Below are 18,370 nucleotides of genomic sequence, written 5' to 3'. Positions count from 1 at the left end.
CTCTGCTATTCTAAGTCTACAGAAATGTTAGGATACTCTATTCGTTTATTAATTCATTATCTGAAGTTTCAAGAAGTGCCTATTCCTTACTGATTCATAGCTTAATTCAGCAACGCCATCCGTTGAGTATAGGCTACATATCAGGACAGGCACTCATGCAAAAGGGGAAATAAATAATCAGTTTTTAATAACCGGATTTAGTATTAGACCCATGATTGCAGACATTTTTGAAAATTTTACTTTTTAGGATGGTTTTCCTGAATTGAGATTCTCCCCCCTACTAAAGCAAGGGGGAAAAAAAATCAATTGGCACGCTGTTCAACCAACAGTTGGTAAGCATGATTAAAATCAGCCGTTGTAATGCGAATCTCAGCCGGGTCAGTCATTCCCTGATGGCGATAACGACGAATTGCCATCAGTGCCGCTTGGTTACATAATAACGCTAAATCTGCGCCATTCCAGCCTTCGGTTGCCTCGGCCCAATAGCCTAAATCCACATCCTGTAAAGGACGTTCATCATTATGAACCCCGAGAATTGCTAAACGACTAGAGGCATTCGGTAAATCAACTTTTAACTGTAAATCCAACCGTCCCGCTCGCAATAAGGCTGGATCTAACGCATCTGGGCGATTAGTGGCTCCAATCACTAAAATCGTTGCCCCCGTTTGCAACCCATCTAACTCCGTGAGGATTTGTCCCACAACCCGGTCACTCACTCCTGAATCCCCACTATAACGACCTCTTGCTGGTGCTAAAGTATCAATTTCATCAATAAAAACCACACAAGGGGCTGCCTGACGAGCTTTGGCAAACAACTCACGCACCGCCTGTTCACTCGCACCCACCCATTTACTCAAAAGCTCAGGTCCATTAATACTAATAAAATTAGCTCGCGCCTGAGATGCAACCGCTTTGGCCAATAAGGTTTTTCCCGTTCCGGGAGGACCCCAAAGTAAAATACCTTTGGGAGCTTGGGCTTTGGTTTGCGTATATAATTGCGGATGGAGTAATGCCCCTTCCACGGACTCCTGTAGGGTTTGTTTAATCTGTTCAAGTCCGCCAATATTGTCCCAAGCCACATGGGGAGATTCCACTTCCACAGACCGCAATACCGCCGGTTTAACTTCTTTAAGGGCTTGCAAAAAGTCGGCTTGGACCACCGTCATTGTTTCCGGAATTTGCGAGTCAATCGTAGGAACCTGGCGCCGCAAAGCACTATAGGCCGCTTTCTGGCAAACGGCTTTTAAATCTGACCCGACAAATCCCACCGCATTATCGGCAATCAGAGCTAAGGAAACTGATTCATCTAGGGGCATGGAACGGGTGAGAATTTGCAGGATTTCTAAACGGCCTTTGCGGTCAGGCACCCGAAAGAGGACTTCTCGGTCAAACCGTCCAGGGCGACGGAGGGCAGGGTCAAGATGGTCGGGACGGTTTGTCGCCGCTAGAACAATCACCCCTCGGCTTTGGGCAAAGCCATCCATTAAACCCAGCAATTGGGCCACCAGTCTTTTTTCTACTTCCCCTTCAACTTTACTGCGATCGGGTGCCATGCTATCAATTTCGTCAATAAAAACGATACAAGGCGCATTCTTACCGGCTTTCTCAAAAATTCCCCGCAGTTTTTGTTCAGCCTCCCCATAATATTTGCTGATCACCTCTGGTCCGACTAAGGCAATATAGTTAACACCGAGTTCTTCGGCCAAAGCACGGGCGGTCAGGGTTTTACCGGTTCCAGGGGGTCCGACTAAGAGAACGCCGCGAGTGGGTTCAAGTCCTAACTTGGCCAACAAGTCAGGGCGTTTCAGGGGAATGGCAATTAGTTCCTTGAGTTCTTTAATCACTTCCGTCAAGCCACCAACATCTTTCAGGGAAGACGTGGTCGGTCCTTCGGGCGGTGTCACAGTGTCTTCAACCCCTGAATCGGTGGGGGATGAGCGATTGCAATTGACCTCAAAATCATCCCCGCCAGAATTGCTCTGACGAGAAACTCCCCCTGAACGGGGAATACCGCCAGAACGGGGAATATTACTCAAGGGACGGGAATTAAATTGCATTTCGGTTTTAATTTCCCCTTTTTCCAGTTTCTCTTCCAAGATTTTAGCCAGTTCGACTAATTGCTCGAAGCCTTTGAATAATTCTGCCATAAAATTTCTCCTGAGTCAAGTGAAAGATGGGGACTGGGTGATAGATGGGGTTAAGAAGTCCGACTTGATCAGACTAATTACCTTTAAAATAACAGATCTGCCGCGCCTTTTACCCGGGCTAGAGGTTCTACTGACCGGGGTAAACTGGGTAAGCGGATCAAAGTTTGATCTGGGAATAAATCCCGATCAATTTCCTCATTAGCATGATAACGATTCTGCACGACATAACGTTGATAGACTCCCATTTTTTTCAAAGATGCTGTCAATCGCAGTTGTTCGGCAACGATAGCATCTTGGGCTTGCAAAACTCCAATAAATTCTGTATGTTGGGGGTCTTTTAGTTTTTTCTGGGCAGACATCACTTGTTGTCTTAAGGTTCGTAATCGTCCCATTAAATCTACACGCCCTAAGACATTTTGATACTTCATCCAAAGCTTAAAAATCCAACTTAACCAATCTCCTAAAGCCGTTGGCATTTCCAAAAATCGCAGGAGATGACCGGTAGGGGCTGTATCTAAAATAATCAAATCTTGTTGTTTCTGGTCTAATAACTCCATTACTTTTACTAGGGACAACATTTCATCAATTCCAGGCAGAGATTGAGCTACAATTTGTCGCCAAGCTTCCGGAGTATAAGCTAGTTTGATGTTTCCTTCTTCGCTACCTTCACCACTAATCATTTCTGCCAGTTCCCATAAATAATCATCCCGAAATTTTTCTAAAATGATATTAGCATCAACTTCTTGACCACTTAAATTAGCAGTTAATTGTGTGGATTGATGTCCTAACTTTGTCCCAAAGGCATCTCCCAAAGAATGCGCTGGATCAATAGAAATAATTCTAATTTTTTGATCGGGATGACGATTAGCTAACGCCCAACCAATAGCCGCAGCAACGGTGGTTTTTCCCACCCCCCCCTTGCCACCAATGATAATGAGTTGGCGTTTGTCGTCAATAAAATCACTAAAACTCGGCAGAATTTTTTGCGGCCATTGAATAGGAGGCGGCGCAATAAATTCTACTTGTTCGAGGATTTTAATTTGACTCATGATCTGATCTAATGCTTCACCTCCTAGGGGTTCTTTTGCTTGTTGAGGCAGGGTAAAAATTGTCTCTTGACCTGGAATTTTTAGGAATTTATCGAGGAGTTGCTGTTGCTCACTATAGCGATCTAAATTTTGATTAGGATCCGTGAGAATGCGATTAATGAATAAGCTGCCGCAGGGAATATTTAAGTGATGCAAACTATTGAGTAATCGTTCGGTTTCTAATAAACTCATCGGTTCGGCAATTGCCACAATTAAACAAAGGGTAAAATCCCGATCTTGTAGGATTCGTTTGCCTTCGGTTAATTCTGCTTGTGTTTTGACTAAAAAGTCATCCACATCATCGGCATTGTAGGTTTTTGAAAAAGTTTGCGAAATAACACGATGTTTTTCTTGAAACAACTCTAAAGAATTTAAAATAATCTCTAAAAAGTCTTTAATTCCCAATAAATTCAAGGTATGACCAGAGGGAGCCATATCAACAACAATTCGATCTACAACATTGTCAATAAGTAATCGTTGAATTTCTAATAGACCCATAATTTCATCTAAACCTGGCCAGTCTAAATCCCAAACAGGAGTTAAATCTTCTCCTTCAACAAAACTGCCCCGTTCTACTAAAAGTTCTAAAAATTTTCCGTATTTTTCTTTAAATTCTAAGAGCAATTTTTCCGCATCTAATGCCCTAACTTTTAAGTTGGGTAAGTCTTTTACTGGTGATGCTTCATCGCTAACTTCTGTTTGCAATACATCCCCTAAAGAGTGAGCAGGATCGGTTGAGATTAATAGGATTTGTTCCTCGGGAAATAATTTAGCCCAACGGCGAGCAAATCCACAGGAAAGGGTAGTTTTTCCCACTCCTCCTTTGCCACTAAACATAACTAAATGTCGAGTGTCATAACGACTTAGAGAGTTATTTACCAAGTTAAAGTTAGTCATAGAGAAATCAAGTTAAGTAAAGTGATAGGGGGGAGAAACTTGTCCTAATTGTAATTCCCAACGGGGGCAGGCTTTCTGCCAATGCAAGACTTGCTCGATTAGTAAAGGTTCTTCTTGAAGATTAACTAAAAGATAAATTCGTGATTCTGTCCCCGGAGCAGTAATAATCCTCGTTGATGGATAGCTTTGGGTGATTAAATTCACGAGATTTTGCCATTCTGAACCTTGCAAAGTATAAAAATCTTGTTGGGCTTCATAAAGCTGTTTTTTGGCTAAAAAATATTGTCTGCCCTTGCTTTCAGAAGAGAGTACAGGCTCCTCTGGCTTACGGGGAATACATTTTAAAAGATATTCTCCTTTTCCCTCAAGTTCTTCAATTTTTTCTTGATATTCTTGGCCATGAGAACAAAGATGAGTCAGTAAATTTTCTGTCTCTAAAAAAGATGTGCCAAAACGTAAGGGTAAAATAGTGGTTTGTTGAAATAATTCACAGATGACTCGATCATGACATAAAACCGATTGAATCAAGCGTTCATCATCATTTTGTAAAGTGTCTAAACCAACTTCGGGTTCGACTACGGCCGATAGCTCTCCACCAGTTATCAGTAACAATGGGTTAGCCATTCCAACGGGTAATTTTAGGCTTTCTATGGGGGTTTTCAAAAAAGCGTAAGTATATAGATTGTACAATTTCATAGGGTTTACCAAAAGAAAATTGACGATTTTTTACAAGTTTTTATATTGGGGCGTTGATATGCTAGAATATTCTAAGTTATTCAGGGATTGTTATGACAACCACTCGTCCACCCAGACCAATTAGATCTAAAATTAGCACCATGCCTCGGAAACAATCTGAAGCAGATCACCAACTTGAGCTTTATAAGTTAATTACTGAAAAACAACGTATCCAAGAAAAATTAGAAATGATGGAGCGGCAGATTCAGCAATTAAAAAATCGTCTCACGTTTGTGACAGAGCAAATTGAGACTACAGAACAAAGTATTCAAAATTTGCGTACAGCCAACCCTCCTAGTGTAGCTAAAAAACCTGATTCCCCCAAAACTGTTGCTCACTCCTCTAATAATTCCAGTAATTTCCAAACTTTTTACCTAGAATATTAAGGCTTAACCAAGGGCTAGTTCTGACCAAGCTTCAACGAGTTCTTGAGCTTGTCAAATCCGCCCTTACTAAGCTTACAATTTGTGATTTTGTTCATGATCTATGTGGTGGGAAAGATTGCAAGTTTAGAGAGAAGATTCAGATTCGTTTTCTGCCTCTTCTTCTTCTAAGGTTTGAATTTTTAATAAAAGTTCTTCTTCCTGAATTTCAAACTCCTCCTCAGAAATGTTGCCCATATCGTAAGATAGTTGTAAGGATAATAACAATTTGTGCAAATTTTCCGCCTCATCATATTCTATATCTGCACGCTCTTGAATCTTCTCCCCAATCCAGATCAGACCCCCAATAGGACCGGTAACAGGAAGAAGTAAAATATCGAGAAACATAACTAATACTCTCCTTAGATAAGTTGGGCAAAGGTATAGGGTGCAGTTAAATTGTTATAGCGAATTCTTAGGCGATCACCAAACTGCTGATCGATCGCTTCAACGTTTTGGCTAAATTCTGGCTCTTGCTCCCAGGGAATTAAATAAGCTGCATTGTAAATCATGTCATCCGTCATCGGATCGCTTTCAATCACCTCTTGGGCGCGATGATTTAATTGGTCTCTAAAGACTTGAATAATGTCTTGTTTCCGTTGCAATACAGTGGCTTCAATGAGTTGACCTATATGAATAATTTCTTCCATATTTAAGTTTTTCCCCATCATCGCATCCCGTTCTTGCTTTAACTTCGGATTAGACTCCAAAGCCGCTTGTAATTCCCACTGATTATCCCAAAAAATCTTAATGCTAACCTCTCGTTGTCCTGACAGTTTAGCAAATAATTCTTTCAGTTGGGTTTTATAGGGAGTAATTAGTTGTTCGGTGACGGATTCCCAGGTTTTGATAACTAAGCCAAACCGCAGGGGCAACAACGTTGTAAACCCTGCTTCCATGACAGTTTCTAATACTTTTTCATGGCAAATTAAATAGCGACGGGATGCCAAATACTTCTCTTTATGAGCAGCGGAGTAGAGAAAACTAAAACCATCAATCATCTCACTGTGAACCGGCTCATTATCAATCCCCTGCAAAACGAGTCCGTCAGGAATTGGTTCCGGAAAGATTCCATACAAATAAAGACCCACTGTCATCAGTATTCTCCCAAATTAAACCGGCTGAGAAGTTAAAACCAAACGAAGCTTTAGATGAATTAAATCTAGTTGAGCTAGACCCAGATCAACATTTCCTTCCACAACAACTCCTGTATTGAGGAGTCTATCCACTAATTCTAACACAGAGGGCTTAATACCCTCCTTTCCAGGATAATAACTCCCCGCTTCCGGTAAAAGAGTGCCAAACTCTCCTAGGTGGACATTTAACTCTTCTGGCTCAACCTCAAAAATTTCACACAAATGGAGAACTTGTTCTTGCAATTTTTGGATACTTTCTGCGGCTCTATCTAAATCAGACTCACTGAGAACCCCTTTTTCCATCCGGCGAATGATTTGGGCTTCCAGCAATTGGCGTACCAGTTCCACGACAGTTAACAGTAAAGGGGCTAAACCAGCTTGGCTATTACTTTCTGGACGGGTCAGCAAGGCTTGATTATCAGAATCGTAAGGTGTGCAAGCAAGTGTCATGGTTGGAATTGGTAAATGAGCAGTTTTTGACGGTGAGTCTCTAGTGGGGAGCTTGGCCAAGAAATTTTATCTGAGGGAAAATAATGATTTGACATACCCCACGCCGTAAACGGAAGTGGATTCTTGTAGCATCACTGCTGAGAATTTCTGGCTTAACGAGTCCACTTGAATTAGATTCTTGGCGAAATCCAACCCAGAGGTGGTTCTCTCCTCAGACTTTTGCGACCTTACAGAAGCCTGTTCTCGGGGGACCCTACGATACAGTTCAAAACCTCTAAAATAATTGGTTTCTCTGGTACTTGACGCTGAGAGCTTTTACCTATAGGAGCATTCCCCTATAGAACCCCATAACTCTAGTTTTCAAGGTGCGTTTATCCGGCGATGACTGGGTTTTTTAAGCGGTTGCTTACCCAGATCCCTATTCTTAATATCATACATCAGATCAAGTCGCCCTAAAAGGGCGAGGCTTTAAACCCAATTTTTCGGTAAACTTCTTTACCGTTTGAGGATTCAATTGAGGAATTTCAATGTATATAAAGAATGTGACTGATCGTTCGGACTGGGATCACGGCTCTCGATTGCACTTAATTTGGCTAAGGATTTTAAGGCTTGAAGTCGCCGTGAAAGTTCCAGGTTTTCTGCGAATAAAGCTTGGCATTGGCTAGGGAGGTAGGGATAACCTGGCAAGCCGTTAATCGCCGTTTCCCTTGCTTTATCAAGGGGGGCAATCGTCTCGTGTAAATTTCCTAACCTTTGAGGATTCAAGTGAGGAATTTCACGCATCTGAGGGATGTGCTTCATCGTTCGGACTGGTATCATGGCTCTCTATTGCAGTCAATTGGGTTAAGGATTTTAAGGTTTCAAGCTCAGTTTCTAGGGTTTGCAGTCGGAGTGAAAGTTCCCGATTTTCTGCTAGTAAAGCTTGGGATTGGCTATGGAGGTAGGGGTCTCCTTCCCACCAGTTGATTCCCATTTCCCTGGCTTTATCAACAGAGGCAATTAACAAACGAATGCGGATATTGATCAGTTCAGTGGAGGCAATCGAAACGGAAATATCGCCGGCAATCACAATTCCTTTATCTAAAACTCGTTCGAGTATATCCGCTAAACTCGAACCTTGAGTTGCTGTTTTTAGGGAGTTGTTTGACTGGTTTTTGAGCGAGCCAGCAAAAGTGGAAGAAGTCACGGTTGGTTTCACTCAATAAGAGTATAAAATTAGTCTTTTCGCTGGGGCAAGTTGCCTCGCAGTAAAGATTGAATGGCTTTTAACGATTGATTTCCTGTCGAAGGCTCAGGAGTTGACGCTTGGGCATCGGAAGGCTCCTCTTCCTCTAGAAAGGATAAGGATTCTAACGGATTGTCCTCGAGGATTTCCCATAAAATCGCTCTTGACTTATCAACAGATAAATTTGTGCGTGACAAAAGAACATCGGCGCAGATATCACGGAAGTCCGAGTCAGCGGAGTTGGCCGCAATATCGTGAGAGGCGCAGACTTTAGCAATCATTAAACAAGAGCGCAAACCCGACGTTTTTTCAGTCGCAGTTTTCACACGAAAGGTTTTGACGAGGTTGACAATAAATAAAGCATCTTCTCGACCAATCCCCGTTTTTTGAGCAAGAATTTCTGTCTGAGTTAGTTGGTCTGGTTCAGGCATATTGATAGTTACCAACCGATCCATTAAAGCATCTTGGGTGGCATGAACCCCACAGTATTCTTCTGGGTTGGAGGTGAAAATTGCCCGAAACTGAGAATTGACTTGTAGGTAATCGGGTTGATGGCTAGTGGGCGGCAGGGTGAGAATTTTTTCTTCCAAGGCAGAGAGTAAAACGTTGTTGACCTCAGGTCGAGAACGATTGAACTCATCATAAACTAGGGTAAACCCCTCGCGACAGGCCATTGTTAAGCGAGAATCCACCCAATTGTGTTTTAGCTCGTCTTCAACTTTGAGAACGCTGTGGATATAGTTATCCATCAGTTTTTTATGGGTGTAGCCAGACTGACTACCAATTAAATCGGAACTGGTAAAGTCATCATCGCCAAAGATTAGCATCACAGGTCTGGCTAAACAATTGGCCAAGTGCATTGCCAAGGTGGTTTTTCCCGTTCCTGCTGGACCACATAGATGGATGGAAAAACCAGCGTTTAGATAACGTAAGGCGCGAGTGGCAACTTGATCAATCGAAGGCGTAACAACAAATTGACCAGGGCGAAGGCAGAGGACGGATCTTCTTGTTTGAGTTTCAGTAAATGTCATAGTTGAAATCTAGTAAATACCATTGTTGACATCCTCACCGCCGTAAACGGACGGTGATTCCTCACCACGCCACCTTTTTAGGATGGTCGCGTCAATGGGGTTGACGCTTCACCAAAAGCGGACGGGTATTCTTGAGCTAACAATTGCCCGTTCAGGTTTCCCTTCATAACCGAGTAGGCAAGGACGCTTGTGTTGCCCGAATTTGACGGCAGGGTTAATCGTCTTTGGCTTTTAAGGCCCACCTCTATAATATCCCAAAAGAGTAGGAACTGTCATCAATTAGCTCTAGAAACTTGATTCTGAAGGTATTTTTAGGATATTCATTAGTCAAGGGGCTAAGGAGCTAAAATTCTTGTCTAGACTACTTTTCCAGACTTGAACAATGACAAGCCCAGATGCAGTCCTTTTCCCTTACCTCCTTTGTCAACAAAAGACTACTAATGACAACATTAACTATAAAGTAAGTGAAGTTTTATAACACTTCTTAATCTACCAGAACCCTAGGGTCGCCCCTACAGGAACTCACCACCCCTACGTTAAGTCTAGAAACCTAGAAAAGCAGGATCAGCATGGTAGGTTTAAAACCAAAGGCTTATTGTTGTACCTTCAGATAGTCCTCTAGTTTAGTCAGGAAAAGGGACTAGAGGGTTTTTACTCTAGCCCTAGGCTTAAGTGGGTTGGAATTAACCTAGAGATTTATTTGCCAAAAACGTAGATAGACAACTCTTGACGAAATTGACGCAAATCGTCTTTTAGCTGTTTCGCTTCCGCTAAACGTCGTTCTTGGAATTGACTTAAATCATCTTTCACCTGTTTGGCTCGATCTAGATGAAGTTGACGTAATTCGTCCTCTAGCTGCTTCGCTGCCGCTAAACGTTGTTCTTGGAATTGACTTAAATCATCTCTCAGCTGTTTGGCTCGATCTAGACGCTGTTGACGTAAGTCGTTCTCTAGCCGTTTCGCTTCAGCTAAACGTTGTTCTTGAAATTGACGTAAATCCTCTTTTTGCTTTTCCGCCTGAGCTAAACGCTGTTTTTGGGTAGCTGTTAAAAACGCAAGGCTTTCTTGTTGAACTTTTTGGAAAGATTGGCGCAAAGCAGTTGCCTGTTCTTGCGCTTGTTTTTGTCTTTCAGTTTTGACATCCAACAAAAAAGCTTGGACTTCTTGCGAGAGTTTAGCTACTTCTCCAGCAATCGATAAACGCTCCTGGCGGAACTTTTCCATGAGAGCAGGCATGGGGTTGTCCTCAATTACTAAATACTATGGAATGGATTAGACCCAATCACCCGTTAGAAAAACCTTGACGGGGACTGGGGGGAGAGACAGTAGATTCCGACTTTTCTGATCATCCCAAAGTCGAGATAGCGAACTACCCTATCAATTATAGACTATTGCGCCCCAAGAGAGGGGTAACTAAACTCAATAGGGATTAAAGAAAAGCCGAGAATCTAGAAAACCTGGTAAGGTTTTAACTGAGCAGATAGGAGAATCTGTGAGCAATCCTTAAGCAGGAACCGCCGCAGATTGAGTCAGACCAACGGCTTCAGCATATTTGAGGTAGGTTTCAACCGAAGCGATGACTACACGAGCTTCAATCGCTAATAATTCGATTCCTACCAAAGAGACGCGAGCCCAGGCATCAATAACGATACCTTTGTCAAGGATGCGATCAATAACTTCAGCTAAGCTAGAGGAAGAGTTGGTTTTTTCGACTGCCATGGTAATAGACCTTTTTGTTAGTTGTATAGAGAGTGTACAGTGCTGATCCCAAAGTTGAGATAGGGAGCTACCTCATCTCAAGGGGCGTGGCCTCACTACCTAAAGAATGGCCTTCCATTGCGCTATTGCGAAAAATAGAGAGGCTCACATTCTGGCGATAGGCGGTAAACCTAGCTACAAGGGTCAAAATCACGGTCACAAAAATAATTTGTCTGAGTCTAGCTTTGTTCTAGCTATCCGTTGCCGTGCCAACCCTATTAACATAGACTATTGCGCCCCAAGAGAGGGGTAACTGAACTCAATAGAGATTAAAGAAAACCCAAGAACCTGCAACACCCGGTCGGGTTTTAACTGAGCAGATGGGAGAATCTGGGAGCAATCCTTAAGCAGGAACCGCCGCAGATTGGGTCAGACCAACTGCTTCAGCATATTTGAGGTAGGTTTCAACCGAAGCGATGACTACACGAGCTTCAATCGCTAATAATTCGATGCCCACCAGAGATACGCGAGCCCAGGCATCAATAACGATACCTTTGTCAAGGATACGATCAATAACTTCAGCTAAGCTAGAGGAAGAGTTGGTTTTTTCGACTGCCATGGTAATAGACCTTTTTGTTAGTTGTATAGAAAGTGTACAGTGCTGATCCCAAAATTTATCTATCGAGCTACCGCATCTCAGGGGCGCAGCTTCCACTCCAAAAATGACTTTCTATTCCGAAAAATAGTGAGTCTCATAATCTGGTGATAGGGGGTAAACCTAGCTACAAAGGACAAAATCACGTTTACAAAAATAATTTGTATGGGTCTAGCTTTGTTTTCGCTACCCGTTGCCGTGTCAACCTGATCATTTATAGACTATTGCGCCCCAAGAGAGGGGTAACTAAACTCAATAGGGATCAAAGAAAAGCTAAGAATCTGCAAAACCCTGTAGGGTTTTCACTGAGCAGATGGGAGAATCTGGGAGCAATCCTTAAGCAGGAACCGCCGCAGATTGAGTCAGACCAACGGCTTCAGCATATTTGAGGTAGGTTTCAACCGAAGCGATAACTACACGAGCTTCAATCGCTAATAATTCGATGCCCACCAGAGATACGCGAGCCCAGGCATCAATAACGATACCTTTGTCAAGGATACGATCAATAACTTCAGCCAAGCTAGAGGAAGAGTTAGTTTTTTCAACTGCCATGGTAATAGACCTTTTTGTTGTTTTCATAGAAGGTGTACAGTGCTGAAATCATGGAGGATTCAGAAATCCATTTTGTTTTTCTGCCTTCATCACTTCCGCAATTTTAAAGATAACACCCTTGTTTTGTCGTTGTCAATACCTAAGTGAGATTTTTTTCGTTAAGAAGTGTGTAGGGATTTCTCATTTTTTTCGTTAAGAAGTGTGTAGGGATTTCTCAGATAAGTCCGATACATTCGACCTATTGGATAATTTTTTTATGGTACGATGGACGGTTTTGCTTTTTTCTCGATTTTTAGATTGAATTAGATTGAAGTTGAAAAGAGAATAAAATGTGATCTTATAAATTTGGTACAATTTTTACTTGACAAAAATTTCTGGTTGTGGTTCTGTAGTATTGATGGAGTTTGTGTGATAATTTTTGCTTATGGAATCGTGAAATGTTTACTGGGAAAGACTTTTAGGACTATTTTGCGGATATTCTATCAGTATAGACCTAGTTTCCACACAGAAACCAGAAGAGCCCTTTGCCTTGCTGTGCATTGTTGTCATGGATAAAATAAGTAGTCATGCAAAATTAATTACCTGCCCGATCGAGCTAAAACCCTTACGGGGCAATGATCGTCATGTGTAAATAATTTTGCCTAGGTACTTACCAAGCAGCGCCAAAGTGATTCTCCATTTTTTTAGAGAAAGATAGACTCTCTCTCACCAACAGAGAAATCCTTGGTCGAAAGGTATTATTAAGTCTTTACAATGGGATTAGTTTGACCAGTTTCTTGGCTCTACCTCTCGATGACGTTTACTCGGAATTACTGTCTTATAGGACTCCCAAAAATGAGTGTAAGTAACAGCACATTGTCGGTAAACACCGGGTAAACTGGCCCCAAAGTTTTTTGGCTGATTGGCGACTCCTATCTCCGCGCATAGCCGCCAATAATTTCCCCTGTCTTTCTATCAATTAACCGCCAAATATAAACCTTTATCGTCTTAAAAAAAACCAATGACTACATTTCATCACACTCTATGACTAATTTGCCTTTTGATTTTTCTGGGTGGTGATTCGGTAGTGGTGATGGAGCCTTAATGCTTTGCTTTGCTGTGGATTGTAGTCATGGATAAAATACCAAAGGACTCCCCAAGGTGATTCTCCATTTTTTTAGAGAAAGATAGGCTCTCTCTCACCAGCAGAGAAATCCTTGGTCGAAAGGTATTATTAAGTCTTCCAAGGGGATTACTTTGACCAGTTTCTTGGCTCTACCTCTCGATGACGTTTACTCGGAATTACTGTCTTATAGGACTCCCAAAAATGAGTGTAAGTAACAGCACATTGTCGGTAAACACTGGGTAAACTTGGCCAAGGTTTTTTAGCTGATTGGCGGCTCCTATATCCTAAATGACCACCAATAAGTTCCCTTGTCTTTCTATCAATTAACCGCCAAATATAGACCTTTATCGTCTTAGAAAAAACAAAAGGGCACATCTCATCACATTCTATGAGCAATTTACCTTTTGGTTTGTCCGAAACCTTTACTTGACGGGGTACAGCCGCTAGTCTATTGTTGACATAATTTTGTAAACATGACCAATTTACCCCTGTTACTCTGGCAATTCCTCGTCAGGAAATTCGTTCGAGCAAGAGTTGATCGATTAATTGTCTTGGTATCGGGAGAGATAGTTTTATTAGTGGGATTGATCACAAACGGTTGACCACATTCTTGACAGTGACGTTTGGGTTTCCCCTTAGGAATATAACCGTTCTTAATAGTATGGTGAGAACCACAACTAGGACAAGTAAATACAGGCAAACCAGTGGGGGGATTTTGCTCCGTGCTAGGCTGATATTTGAGCAGGCCCTCCACGAGCCATAAAGAGATACTTATCAGAAAAGTCATGATCAAGCTAGAGGTTTAAGGATTGATTTGAGCCAATTATTTTTATTGATAAACTGACGGTTCGCTCATTTTCCACATATGGTGTTTTTGGATTAAGCCACCCACTGCCTGTACTGGCGTAAGTTGAACTAATTCGACTTCGGGTAGGTTTTATCCGTTGTCAAAACACCATCTATAGTGATCTGCGAGCCGAGAGTAATAAGTATATTACACAGTTCATACCGAATAAGCAACATGGTAAGGTAAACACATCTTAACAACCCTTGACAAAATGAACCTCGTGTGATTTGCTTACCCAGAGGGCGATCCAGGCATACTTGAGTAGAATTTCTCATCTCAACTGTTAAACAAAAATCGACTAAATGTTAAGATTTCGTAACTATTTTGATTGACTGGTATCACTTGAAATGCCCACACGTATCACAAAATTAGCCGATTGTCAATAGCTTTTGAGATGCGATACCCCCCCTTGCCTACCCGAATTCGGGTGGGCAAGGGGGGGGTGGTAGAATGCCTGCCAGGACTATTGAAAATTGGTATTAGCTATTTTTTCGGGGACTCTGGCCACTATTTTCAGAGATTGCTGTAATGCGGATTTGTTGACATCCGTTTAGGTGGATTGACGGGCCAGAAATTGTCTTTGATAGTCTAAAAACTGGCCATGCCATTCCGCAAAGCGCCGTTCCCCATCTTTGACTAAAAATTGGCGGTAGGCTTCCGAGGAAATCCAAGGCTTTGTTGGACGTTGTTGGGCAGAACGAGCTTGGTATTCAGCCCTTGATTGACGGCAGTGGTTGTGATAATTTTGGTGCCATTCCTGATAGCGCCGTTCTCCATCCCGCACGAGGGCTTGGCGATAGGCTTCTGAAGATAGACTCATGGTGTTACTCCTTTTCAAATCCCTTGATGGCTTGCCCAGAATCATAACACAATCCGCGCACTACCGAGCGCTGACCTCTCGTCAAGTTACGATCTAGGCCCTTGCCTTCAGTGGCAAGGTTTCTTGGCTATCTTAACTGCTGCATTTTGTCTAGGTTTGCATAGTGGCTCTACAGACTGACACCGCAAGCTCTGCGGCCAAAATATTTTTACTGGCAGTACCACTCTAGAACATATCGTGTAAATGCGCTAGTATTTAAATTAAAGCCAACCTGAAATGGCGGGGTTTCAGCCCAAAATTTTCGATGATGTTGTTTAATTTGATCCTAACCTATTGTAGGTAAAATATACACTTTAGTTATTAATCTGGTAATTTTTTTGTCCTGGGGAGCCTGATTGAGCAAAGAAATGCTATATTTCTATTAGCACCGTTGCCAAAATCTCTGGAAAGTTGAGTTACTAATATGGTTAAAATTATCGGTCGTCAATGCTTGGGAAGAAAACCCGTTTACGATATTGGTGTGGAGAAAGATCATAATTTTTTGCTGGGCAACGGGTTAATTGCCTCCAATTGTTTTAATAAATCTCACTCCACTGCCTACGCTTACGTTACCTATCAAACTGCTTATTTAAAAGCTAATTATCCTGTGGAATATATGACAGCGTTACTAACTGCTAGTAGCGATAATCAGGATAAGGTGGAAAAGTATCGAGAAAACTGTCAGAAAATGAATATCGATGTTGAACCTCCCGACATCAATCGATCGCAAAAACATTTTACCCCGATTGGGCGCAAAATTCTCTTTGGTTTGTCCGCAGTTAGAAACCTGGGCGAAAATGCGATCGAGGCTATTTTAAAAGCCCGGGAAGCAACAGCAGGAAAGTTTACTTCCTTAGGGGATTTTTGCGAGCGTGTTGATTTGCGAGTGATCAACAAAAGAGCTTTAGAAACGCTAATTTATTGTGGTGCTTTTGATAAAATTCAACCGAATCGCCATCAATTAATTGAAGATTTAGAATTAGTAGTTGCTTGGGCGCAAAAACGCACCAAAGAGAAAGAAAGTGGTCAAATGAATATTTTTGATATGCTAGGGGGTAGCACAGAAAATAAACAAGAATCCGAGTTTGAACAGTCTCCCAGTGCCACCGCAGTAGAAGATTTTTCCCTACAGGAAAAGTTAAAACTGGAAAAAGAACATTTGGGGTTTTATGTTTCCGAACATCCTTTAAAAGCTTTACAAAGAGCCGCTCAAGTCCTATCTCCTATCAATTTAGCTGACTTGGAAGAACACAAAACCAGAAAAAAAGTCAGTGCCATTGTCCTATTAAATGCTGTCAAGAAAATTATGACCAAAAAAGGGACTCCCATGGCCTTTTTAACCCTAGAAGATGCCTCGGGACAGTCGGAAGCGGTGGTTTTTTCCGATACCTACGAACGTCTGCAAAAATTATTAGTGGAGGAAGCCACTTTAATGGTGTGGGGAAAAGTTGATCGCCGAGATGATCGGGTACAATTAATTATCGAAGATGCGGAACCGATCGAAACCATTAAAATGGTGATGGTTAATTTATCGATGCAAGATGTCGTCAACCAAAATCGTCAAAATCTTCTTAAAAGTATTCTGCAATCGGGAGACAAACAAAAGGCAAAAGTTCCCGTTATTGCCACCATCGGTGCGGGAACTCAGCGTCAATTTGTGCGTTTAGGACAAAACTATTGGGTAGAGGATGACAATTCGGTGCTAGAGTCTCTAAAAGTTGCGGGTTTTCTGGCTAATTCTGCACCTCTGATTAATCATTAAATGCTAACTGGCAATCACCCAAGAGCCATGGCTGCACCAAGATTGTTCCTGTAAAACCTTCTCGATTTCCTGTTTCGATAATAATTCTCTCTCGACCCACAAATCAAGACAAATATGGATTTTGATCACCTCTTTGATACTATTGCCACTCTTGTCCTCCATCATTCTCCTAGTGGAATGGAAACGGAAATCGATCGCTTTTTACTACAACGCTTTCAAGAGTTAGGATTAGAAACATGGCAAGATCAAGCGGGAAATGTCATCGGCAAAATTAAAGGACGAAATTCGACTAAAAAAATTGCTATTACTGGCCATAAAGACGAAATTGGCGCTATTATCAAGGCAATTAATCCCGATGGTACTCTGCAAATTCGCCGACTCGGGGGAGCTTTTCCTTGGATTTACGGAGAGGGGGTGGTAGATATTATCGGTGATAGGGAAACCAGATCGGGGATTCTCTCCTTTGGTTCCCGTCATATTTCCCATGAATCCCCGCAAAAAGTCCAGCAGGAAAACACTCCCGTCACCTGGGAATCCGCATGGATAGAGACGAAATTGACTCCGGAAGAATTAGACGCTTGTGGGGTGCGCGTCGGTAGTCGAGTCGTGGTGGGAAAACACCGAAAACAACCCTTTCGACTAAAAGACTACATTGCCAGTTATACCCTCGATAATAAAGCTTCCGTGGCGATTCTTTTGGCATTAGCGGCCAGAATCATTAACCCTGCGGTAGATATATATCTGGTTGCCTCAGCCAAGGAGGAGGTAGGAGCCTTAGGAGCCTTATTTTTTACCGCAAATAACCGCTTAGATGCTTTAATTGCCCTAGAAATCTGTCCCCTCGCTCCTGAATATCCGATTAAGGATGGCAGCAATCCTGTGTTATTGTCTCAGGATGGTTACGGTATCTATGATGAGCAATTAAATCAAGAATTACGAACCGCGGCCGAAAAGGCGGGAATACCGCTGCAATTAGCCATTATTAGTGGTTTTGGTAGCGATGCCTCCATTGCCATGAAATTCGGTCATATAGCTAAGGCCGCTTGCTTAGGTTTTCCCACCCAAAACACCCACGGTTATGAAATCGCCCATTTAGGAGCCATAGCTAACTGCATTAGCATATTAGAAGTTTATTGTCAACTAATTTAGCTATTTTTAGCAAAAAACCAGAGCATCAATAGAACAATAGCGATTGCCAATCCGCTAAAAACAGTATTTTTATGCTGCTCTAACTGCATGGGTGCGGGGGGTTCTTCTTTTTTCTGTTTATTTGTTCCCTTTTTAAATTGCGGTGCGCTATCGGGAAGTTTCTCTAAATCGGGAATCTTCGTCATCCACTCATCTGGACGTTTGAGACGGGGAGCTTCGATAATATAAAGCAGACGCTTGGCCTGTTCGCGAATTTGATAGATAGGATGGGTAATAAGTTGCCTACAGATTTCACTAGCTTTTTCCCCCTCTCCTAACCCCTGATGGGCAGAAATTAACCAAATTTGGATCTCGCCCCCTGCTCGGGATCCTAAGGAAATTAAGGATAAAGCCGCATTTAATTGCTGGATACTAAGACGATATTGTCCACGCTCAAAGGCACTGATTCCAGCTTGATAAAGGTCTTGAAAAGAAGGATTTTCGGCCACGGAGTCAAGATCGAGATAAATAAAATTTTACATAAGTATAGCAACAGGTAAGAAGCAACAGGAAACTCTCGGCCATTGAGAATGAGAATCTCGGCAAAAATCCGGTACACTTTCTGCTAAACCT

At 42.2% G+C, this 18,370-nt stretch carries 18 protein-coding genes and 3 pseudogenes; 4 read left to right on the top strand and 17 right to left on the bottom strand.

Going from position 1 to position 18,370, the window contains the following annotated elements; all coding sequences use genetic code 11:
* Positions 1–93, top strand: a pseudogene (locus EWV66_RS23435) (IS1 family transposase); the annotation flags it as partial.
* 209 nt (positions 94–302) lie between these two features.
* Here the strand turns inward: EWV66_RS23435 and EWV66_RS23430 are convergent.
* From EWV66_RS23430 to EWV66_RS23420, 3 genes are all read right to left on the bottom strand, one after another.
* Complete coding sequence (locus EWV66_RS23430; protein WP_287107833.1) at positions 303–2,147, bottom strand: AAA family ATPase; 1,845 nt, start codon at positions 2,145–2,147, stop codon at positions 303–305.
* A gap of 83 nt (positions 2,148–2,230) precedes the next feature.
* Positions 2,231–4,132 (bottom strand): ArsA family ATPase, encoded by a 1,902-nt coding sequence (locus EWV66_RS23425; protein ID WP_287107832.1) that lies wholly within the window; start codon positions 4,130–4,132, stop codon positions 2,231–2,233.
* Between the two features lie 12 nt (positions 4,133–4,144).
* Complete coding sequence (locus EWV66_RS23420) at positions 4,145–4,828, bottom strand: GvpL/GvpF family gas vesicle protein (RefSeq protein WP_002758519.1); 684 nt, start codon at positions 4,826–4,828, stop codon at positions 4,145–4,147.
* 92 nt (positions 4,829–4,920) lie between these two features.
* Here EWV66_RS23420 and EWV66_RS23415 point away from each other — a divergent pair, with 92 nt between their 5' ends.
* Entirely contained in the window at positions 4,921–5,253 is a 333-nt protein-coding gene (locus EWV66_RS23415; RefSeq protein WP_002758520.1) for a gas vesicle protein, read from the top strand.
* A gap of 123 nt (positions 5,254–5,376) precedes the next feature.
* Here the strand turns inward: EWV66_RS23415 and EWV66_RS23410 are convergent, their stop codons facing one another.
* The 13 genes and pseudogenes from EWV66_RS23410 to EWV66_RS23350 form a co-directional block, all read right to left on the bottom strand.
* Entirely contained in the window at positions 5,377–5,637 is a 261-nt protein-coding gene (locus tag EWV66_RS23410) for a gas vesicle protein GvpG (protein ID WP_287107831.1), read from the bottom strand.
* 14 nt (positions 5,638–5,651) lie between these two features.
* Complete coding sequence (gene gvpF / locus EWV66_RS23405) at positions 5,652–6,386, bottom strand: gas vesicle protein GvpF (protein ID WP_002786504.1); 735 nt, start codon at positions 6,384–6,386, stop codon at positions 5,652–5,654.
* Between the two features lie 15 nt (positions 6,387–6,401).
* Positions 6,402–6,875, bottom strand: coding sequence for a gas vesicle protein K (locus tag EWV66_RS23400; protein WP_002786502.1), 474 nt, complete (start codon positions 6,873–6,875; stop codon positions 6,402–6,404).
* 510 nt (positions 6,876–7,385) lie between these two features.
* Positions 7,386–7,694, bottom strand: a complete 309-nt coding sequence (locus EWV66_RS23395) for a hypothetical protein (protein ID WP_052277531.1) — start codon at positions 7,692–7,694, stop codon at positions 7,386–7,388.
* On the bottom strand, positions 7,651–8,061 hold the full coding sequence (locus EWV66_RS23390; RefSeq protein WP_072925191.1) for a gas vesicle protein: 411 nt from the start codon (positions 8,059–8,061) through the stop codon (positions 7,651–7,653). The genes EWV66_RS23395 and EWV66_RS23390 overlap by 44 nt, the downstream gene beginning before the upstream one ends.
* A 29-nt stretch (positions 8,062–8,090) precedes the next feature.
* On the bottom strand, positions 8,091–9,131 hold the full coding sequence (gene gvpN / locus EWV66_RS23385; protein WP_072925181.1) for a gas vesicle protein GvpN: 1,041 nt from the start codon (positions 9,129–9,131) through the stop codon (positions 8,091–8,093).
* Positions 9,132–9,827: 696 nt separating this feature from the next.
* Positions 9,828–10,367 carry a gas vesicle protein GvpC gene (gene gvpC, locus EWV66_RS23380; RefSeq protein WP_052277529.1) on the bottom strand — a complete coding sequence of 180 codons (540 nt, stop codon included), beginning with the start codon at positions 10,365–10,367 and terminating at the stop codon, positions 9,828–9,830.
* Positions 10,368–10,634: 267 nt separating this feature from the next.
* Entirely contained in the window at positions 10,635–10,850 is a 216-nt protein-coding gene (gvpA, locus tag EWV66_RS23375) for a gas vesicle structural protein GvpA (protein WP_002735503.1), read from the bottom strand.
* Between the two features lie 382 nt (positions 10,851–11,232).
* Positions 11,233–11,448, bottom strand: coding sequence for a gas vesicle structural protein GvpA (gene gvpA / locus EWV66_RS23370; RefSeq protein ID WP_002735503.1), 216 nt, complete (start codon positions 11,446–11,448; stop codon positions 11,233–11,235).
* A gap of 372 nt (positions 11,449–11,820) precedes the next feature.
* Positions 11,821–12,036: a gas vesicle structural protein GvpA gene (gene gvpA / locus EWV66_RS23365; protein ID WP_002735503.1), complete on the bottom strand. Its 216-nt coding sequence runs from the start codon at positions 12,034–12,036 to the stop codon at positions 11,821–11,823.
* A 759-nt stretch (positions 12,037–12,795) separates the two neighbouring features.
* Positions 12,796–13,085, bottom strand: a pseudogene (locus EWV66_RS23360) (ISNCY family transposase); the annotation flags it as partial.
* A 182-nt stretch (positions 13,086–13,267) separates the two neighbouring features.
* Positions 13,268–13,928 (bottom strand): annotated as a pseudogene (locus EWV66_RS23355) (IS1/IS1595 family N-terminal zinc-binding domain-containing protein).
* Positions 13,929–14,538: 610 nt separating this feature from the next.
* Complete coding sequence (locus EWV66_RS23350; protein WP_287107830.1) at positions 14,539–14,808, bottom strand: hypothetical protein; 270 nt, start codon at positions 14,806–14,808, stop codon at positions 14,539–14,541.
* Positions 14,809–15,271: 463 nt separating this feature from the next.
* Between EWV66_RS23350 and EWV66_RS23345 the strand changes: the two genes are divergently transcribed.
* Entirely contained in the window at positions 15,272–16,609 is a 1,338-nt protein-coding gene (locus tag EWV66_RS23345) for a helix-hairpin-helix domain-containing protein (RefSeq protein ID WP_287107829.1), read from the top strand.
* A gap of 114 nt (positions 16,610–16,723) precedes the next feature.
* Positions 16,724–17,758, top strand: a complete 1,035-nt coding sequence (locus EWV66_RS23340; protein WP_287107828.1) for a M42 family metallopeptidase — start codon at positions 16,724–16,726, stop codon at positions 17,756–17,758.
* On the opposite strand, the gene EWV66_RS23335 is transcribed toward EWV66_RS23340, so the two are convergent.
* Positions 17,755–18,246, bottom strand: coding sequence for a hypothetical protein (locus EWV66_RS23335; RefSeq protein WP_052277525.1), 492 nt, complete (start codon positions 18,244–18,246; stop codon positions 17,755–17,757). The genes EWV66_RS23340 and EWV66_RS23335 overlap by 4 nt on opposite strands.
* Positions 18,247–18,370 lie beyond the last annotated feature (124 nt).

The sequence above is a fragment of the Microcystis sp. M_OC_Ca_00000000_C217Col genome (assembly GCF_007095585.1).
Classification (GTDB): domain Bacteria; phylum Cyanobacteriota; class Cyanobacteriia; order Cyanobacteriales; family Microcystaceae; genus Microcystis; species Microcystis panniformis.
The sequence above is the reverse complement of the archived record's forward strand: the minus strand, read 5'-3'. Positions and strand labels throughout refer to the sequence as shown.

Excerpts from the sequence above, each read along its gene's own strand:
- gvpA (WP_002735503.1), bottom strand. The coding sequence starts at position 10,850 with ATGGCAGTCGAAAAAACCAACTCTTCCTCTAGCTTAGCTGAAGTTATT.
- EWV66_RS23420 (WP_002758519.1), bottom strand. The coding sequence starts at position 4,828 with ATGAAATTGTACAATCTATATACTTACGCTTTTTTGAAAACCCCCATA.
- EWV66_RS23350 (WP_287107830.1), bottom strand. The coding sequence starts at position 14,808 with ATGAGTCTATCTTCAGAAGCCTATCGCCAAGCCCTCGTGCGGGATGGA.
- EWV66_RS23415 (WP_002758520.1), top strand. The coding sequence starts at position 4,921 with ATGACAACCACTCGTCCACCCAGACCAATTAGATCTAAAATTAGCACC.
- gvpA (WP_002735503.1), bottom strand. The coding sequence starts at position 12,036 with ATGGCAGTTGAAAAAACTAACTCTTCCTCTAGCTTGGCTGAAGTTATT.
- gvpA (WP_002735503.1), bottom strand. The coding sequence starts at position 11,448 with ATGGCAGTCGAAAAAACCAACTCTTCCTCTAGCTTAGCTGAAGTTATT.
- EWV66_RS23410 (WP_287107831.1), bottom strand. The coding sequence starts at position 5,637 with ATGTTTCTCGATATTTTACTTCTTCCTGTTACCGGTCCTATTGGGGGT.
- gvpF (WP_002786504.1), bottom strand. The coding sequence starts at position 6,386 with ATGACAGTGGGTCTTTATTTGTATGGAATCTTTCCGGAACCAATTCCT.
- EWV66_RS23425 (WP_287107832.1), bottom strand. The coding sequence starts at position 4,132 with ATGACTAACTTTAACTTGGTAAATAACTCTCTAAGTCGTTATGACACT.
- gvpC (WP_052277529.1), bottom strand. The coding sequence starts at position 10,367 with ATGCCTGCTCTCATGGAAAAGTTCCGCCAGGAGCGTTTATCGATTGCT.
- EWV66_RS23400 (WP_002786502.1), bottom strand. The coding sequence starts at position 6,875 with ATGACACTTGCTTGCACACCTTACGATTCTGATAATCAAGCCTTGCTG.
- EWV66_RS23395 (WP_052277531.1), bottom strand. The coding sequence starts at position 7,694 with ATGATACCAGTCCGAACGATGAAGCACATCCCTCAGATGCGTGAAATT.
- gvpN (WP_072925181.1), bottom strand. The coding sequence starts at position 9,131 with ATGACATTTACTGAAACTCAAACAAGAAGATCCGTCCTCTGCCTTCGC.
- EWV66_RS23430 (WP_287107833.1), bottom strand. The coding sequence starts at position 2,147 with ATGGCAGAATTATTCAAAGGCTTCGAGCAATTAGTCGAACTGGCTAAA.
- EWV66_RS23340 (WP_287107828.1), top strand. The coding sequence starts at position 16,724 with ATGGATTTTGATCACCTCTTTGATACTATTGCCACTCTTGTCCTCCAT.
- EWV66_RS23345 (WP_287107829.1), top strand. The coding sequence starts at position 15,272 with ATGGTTAAAATTATCGGTCGTCAATGCTTGGGAAGAAAACCCGTTTAC.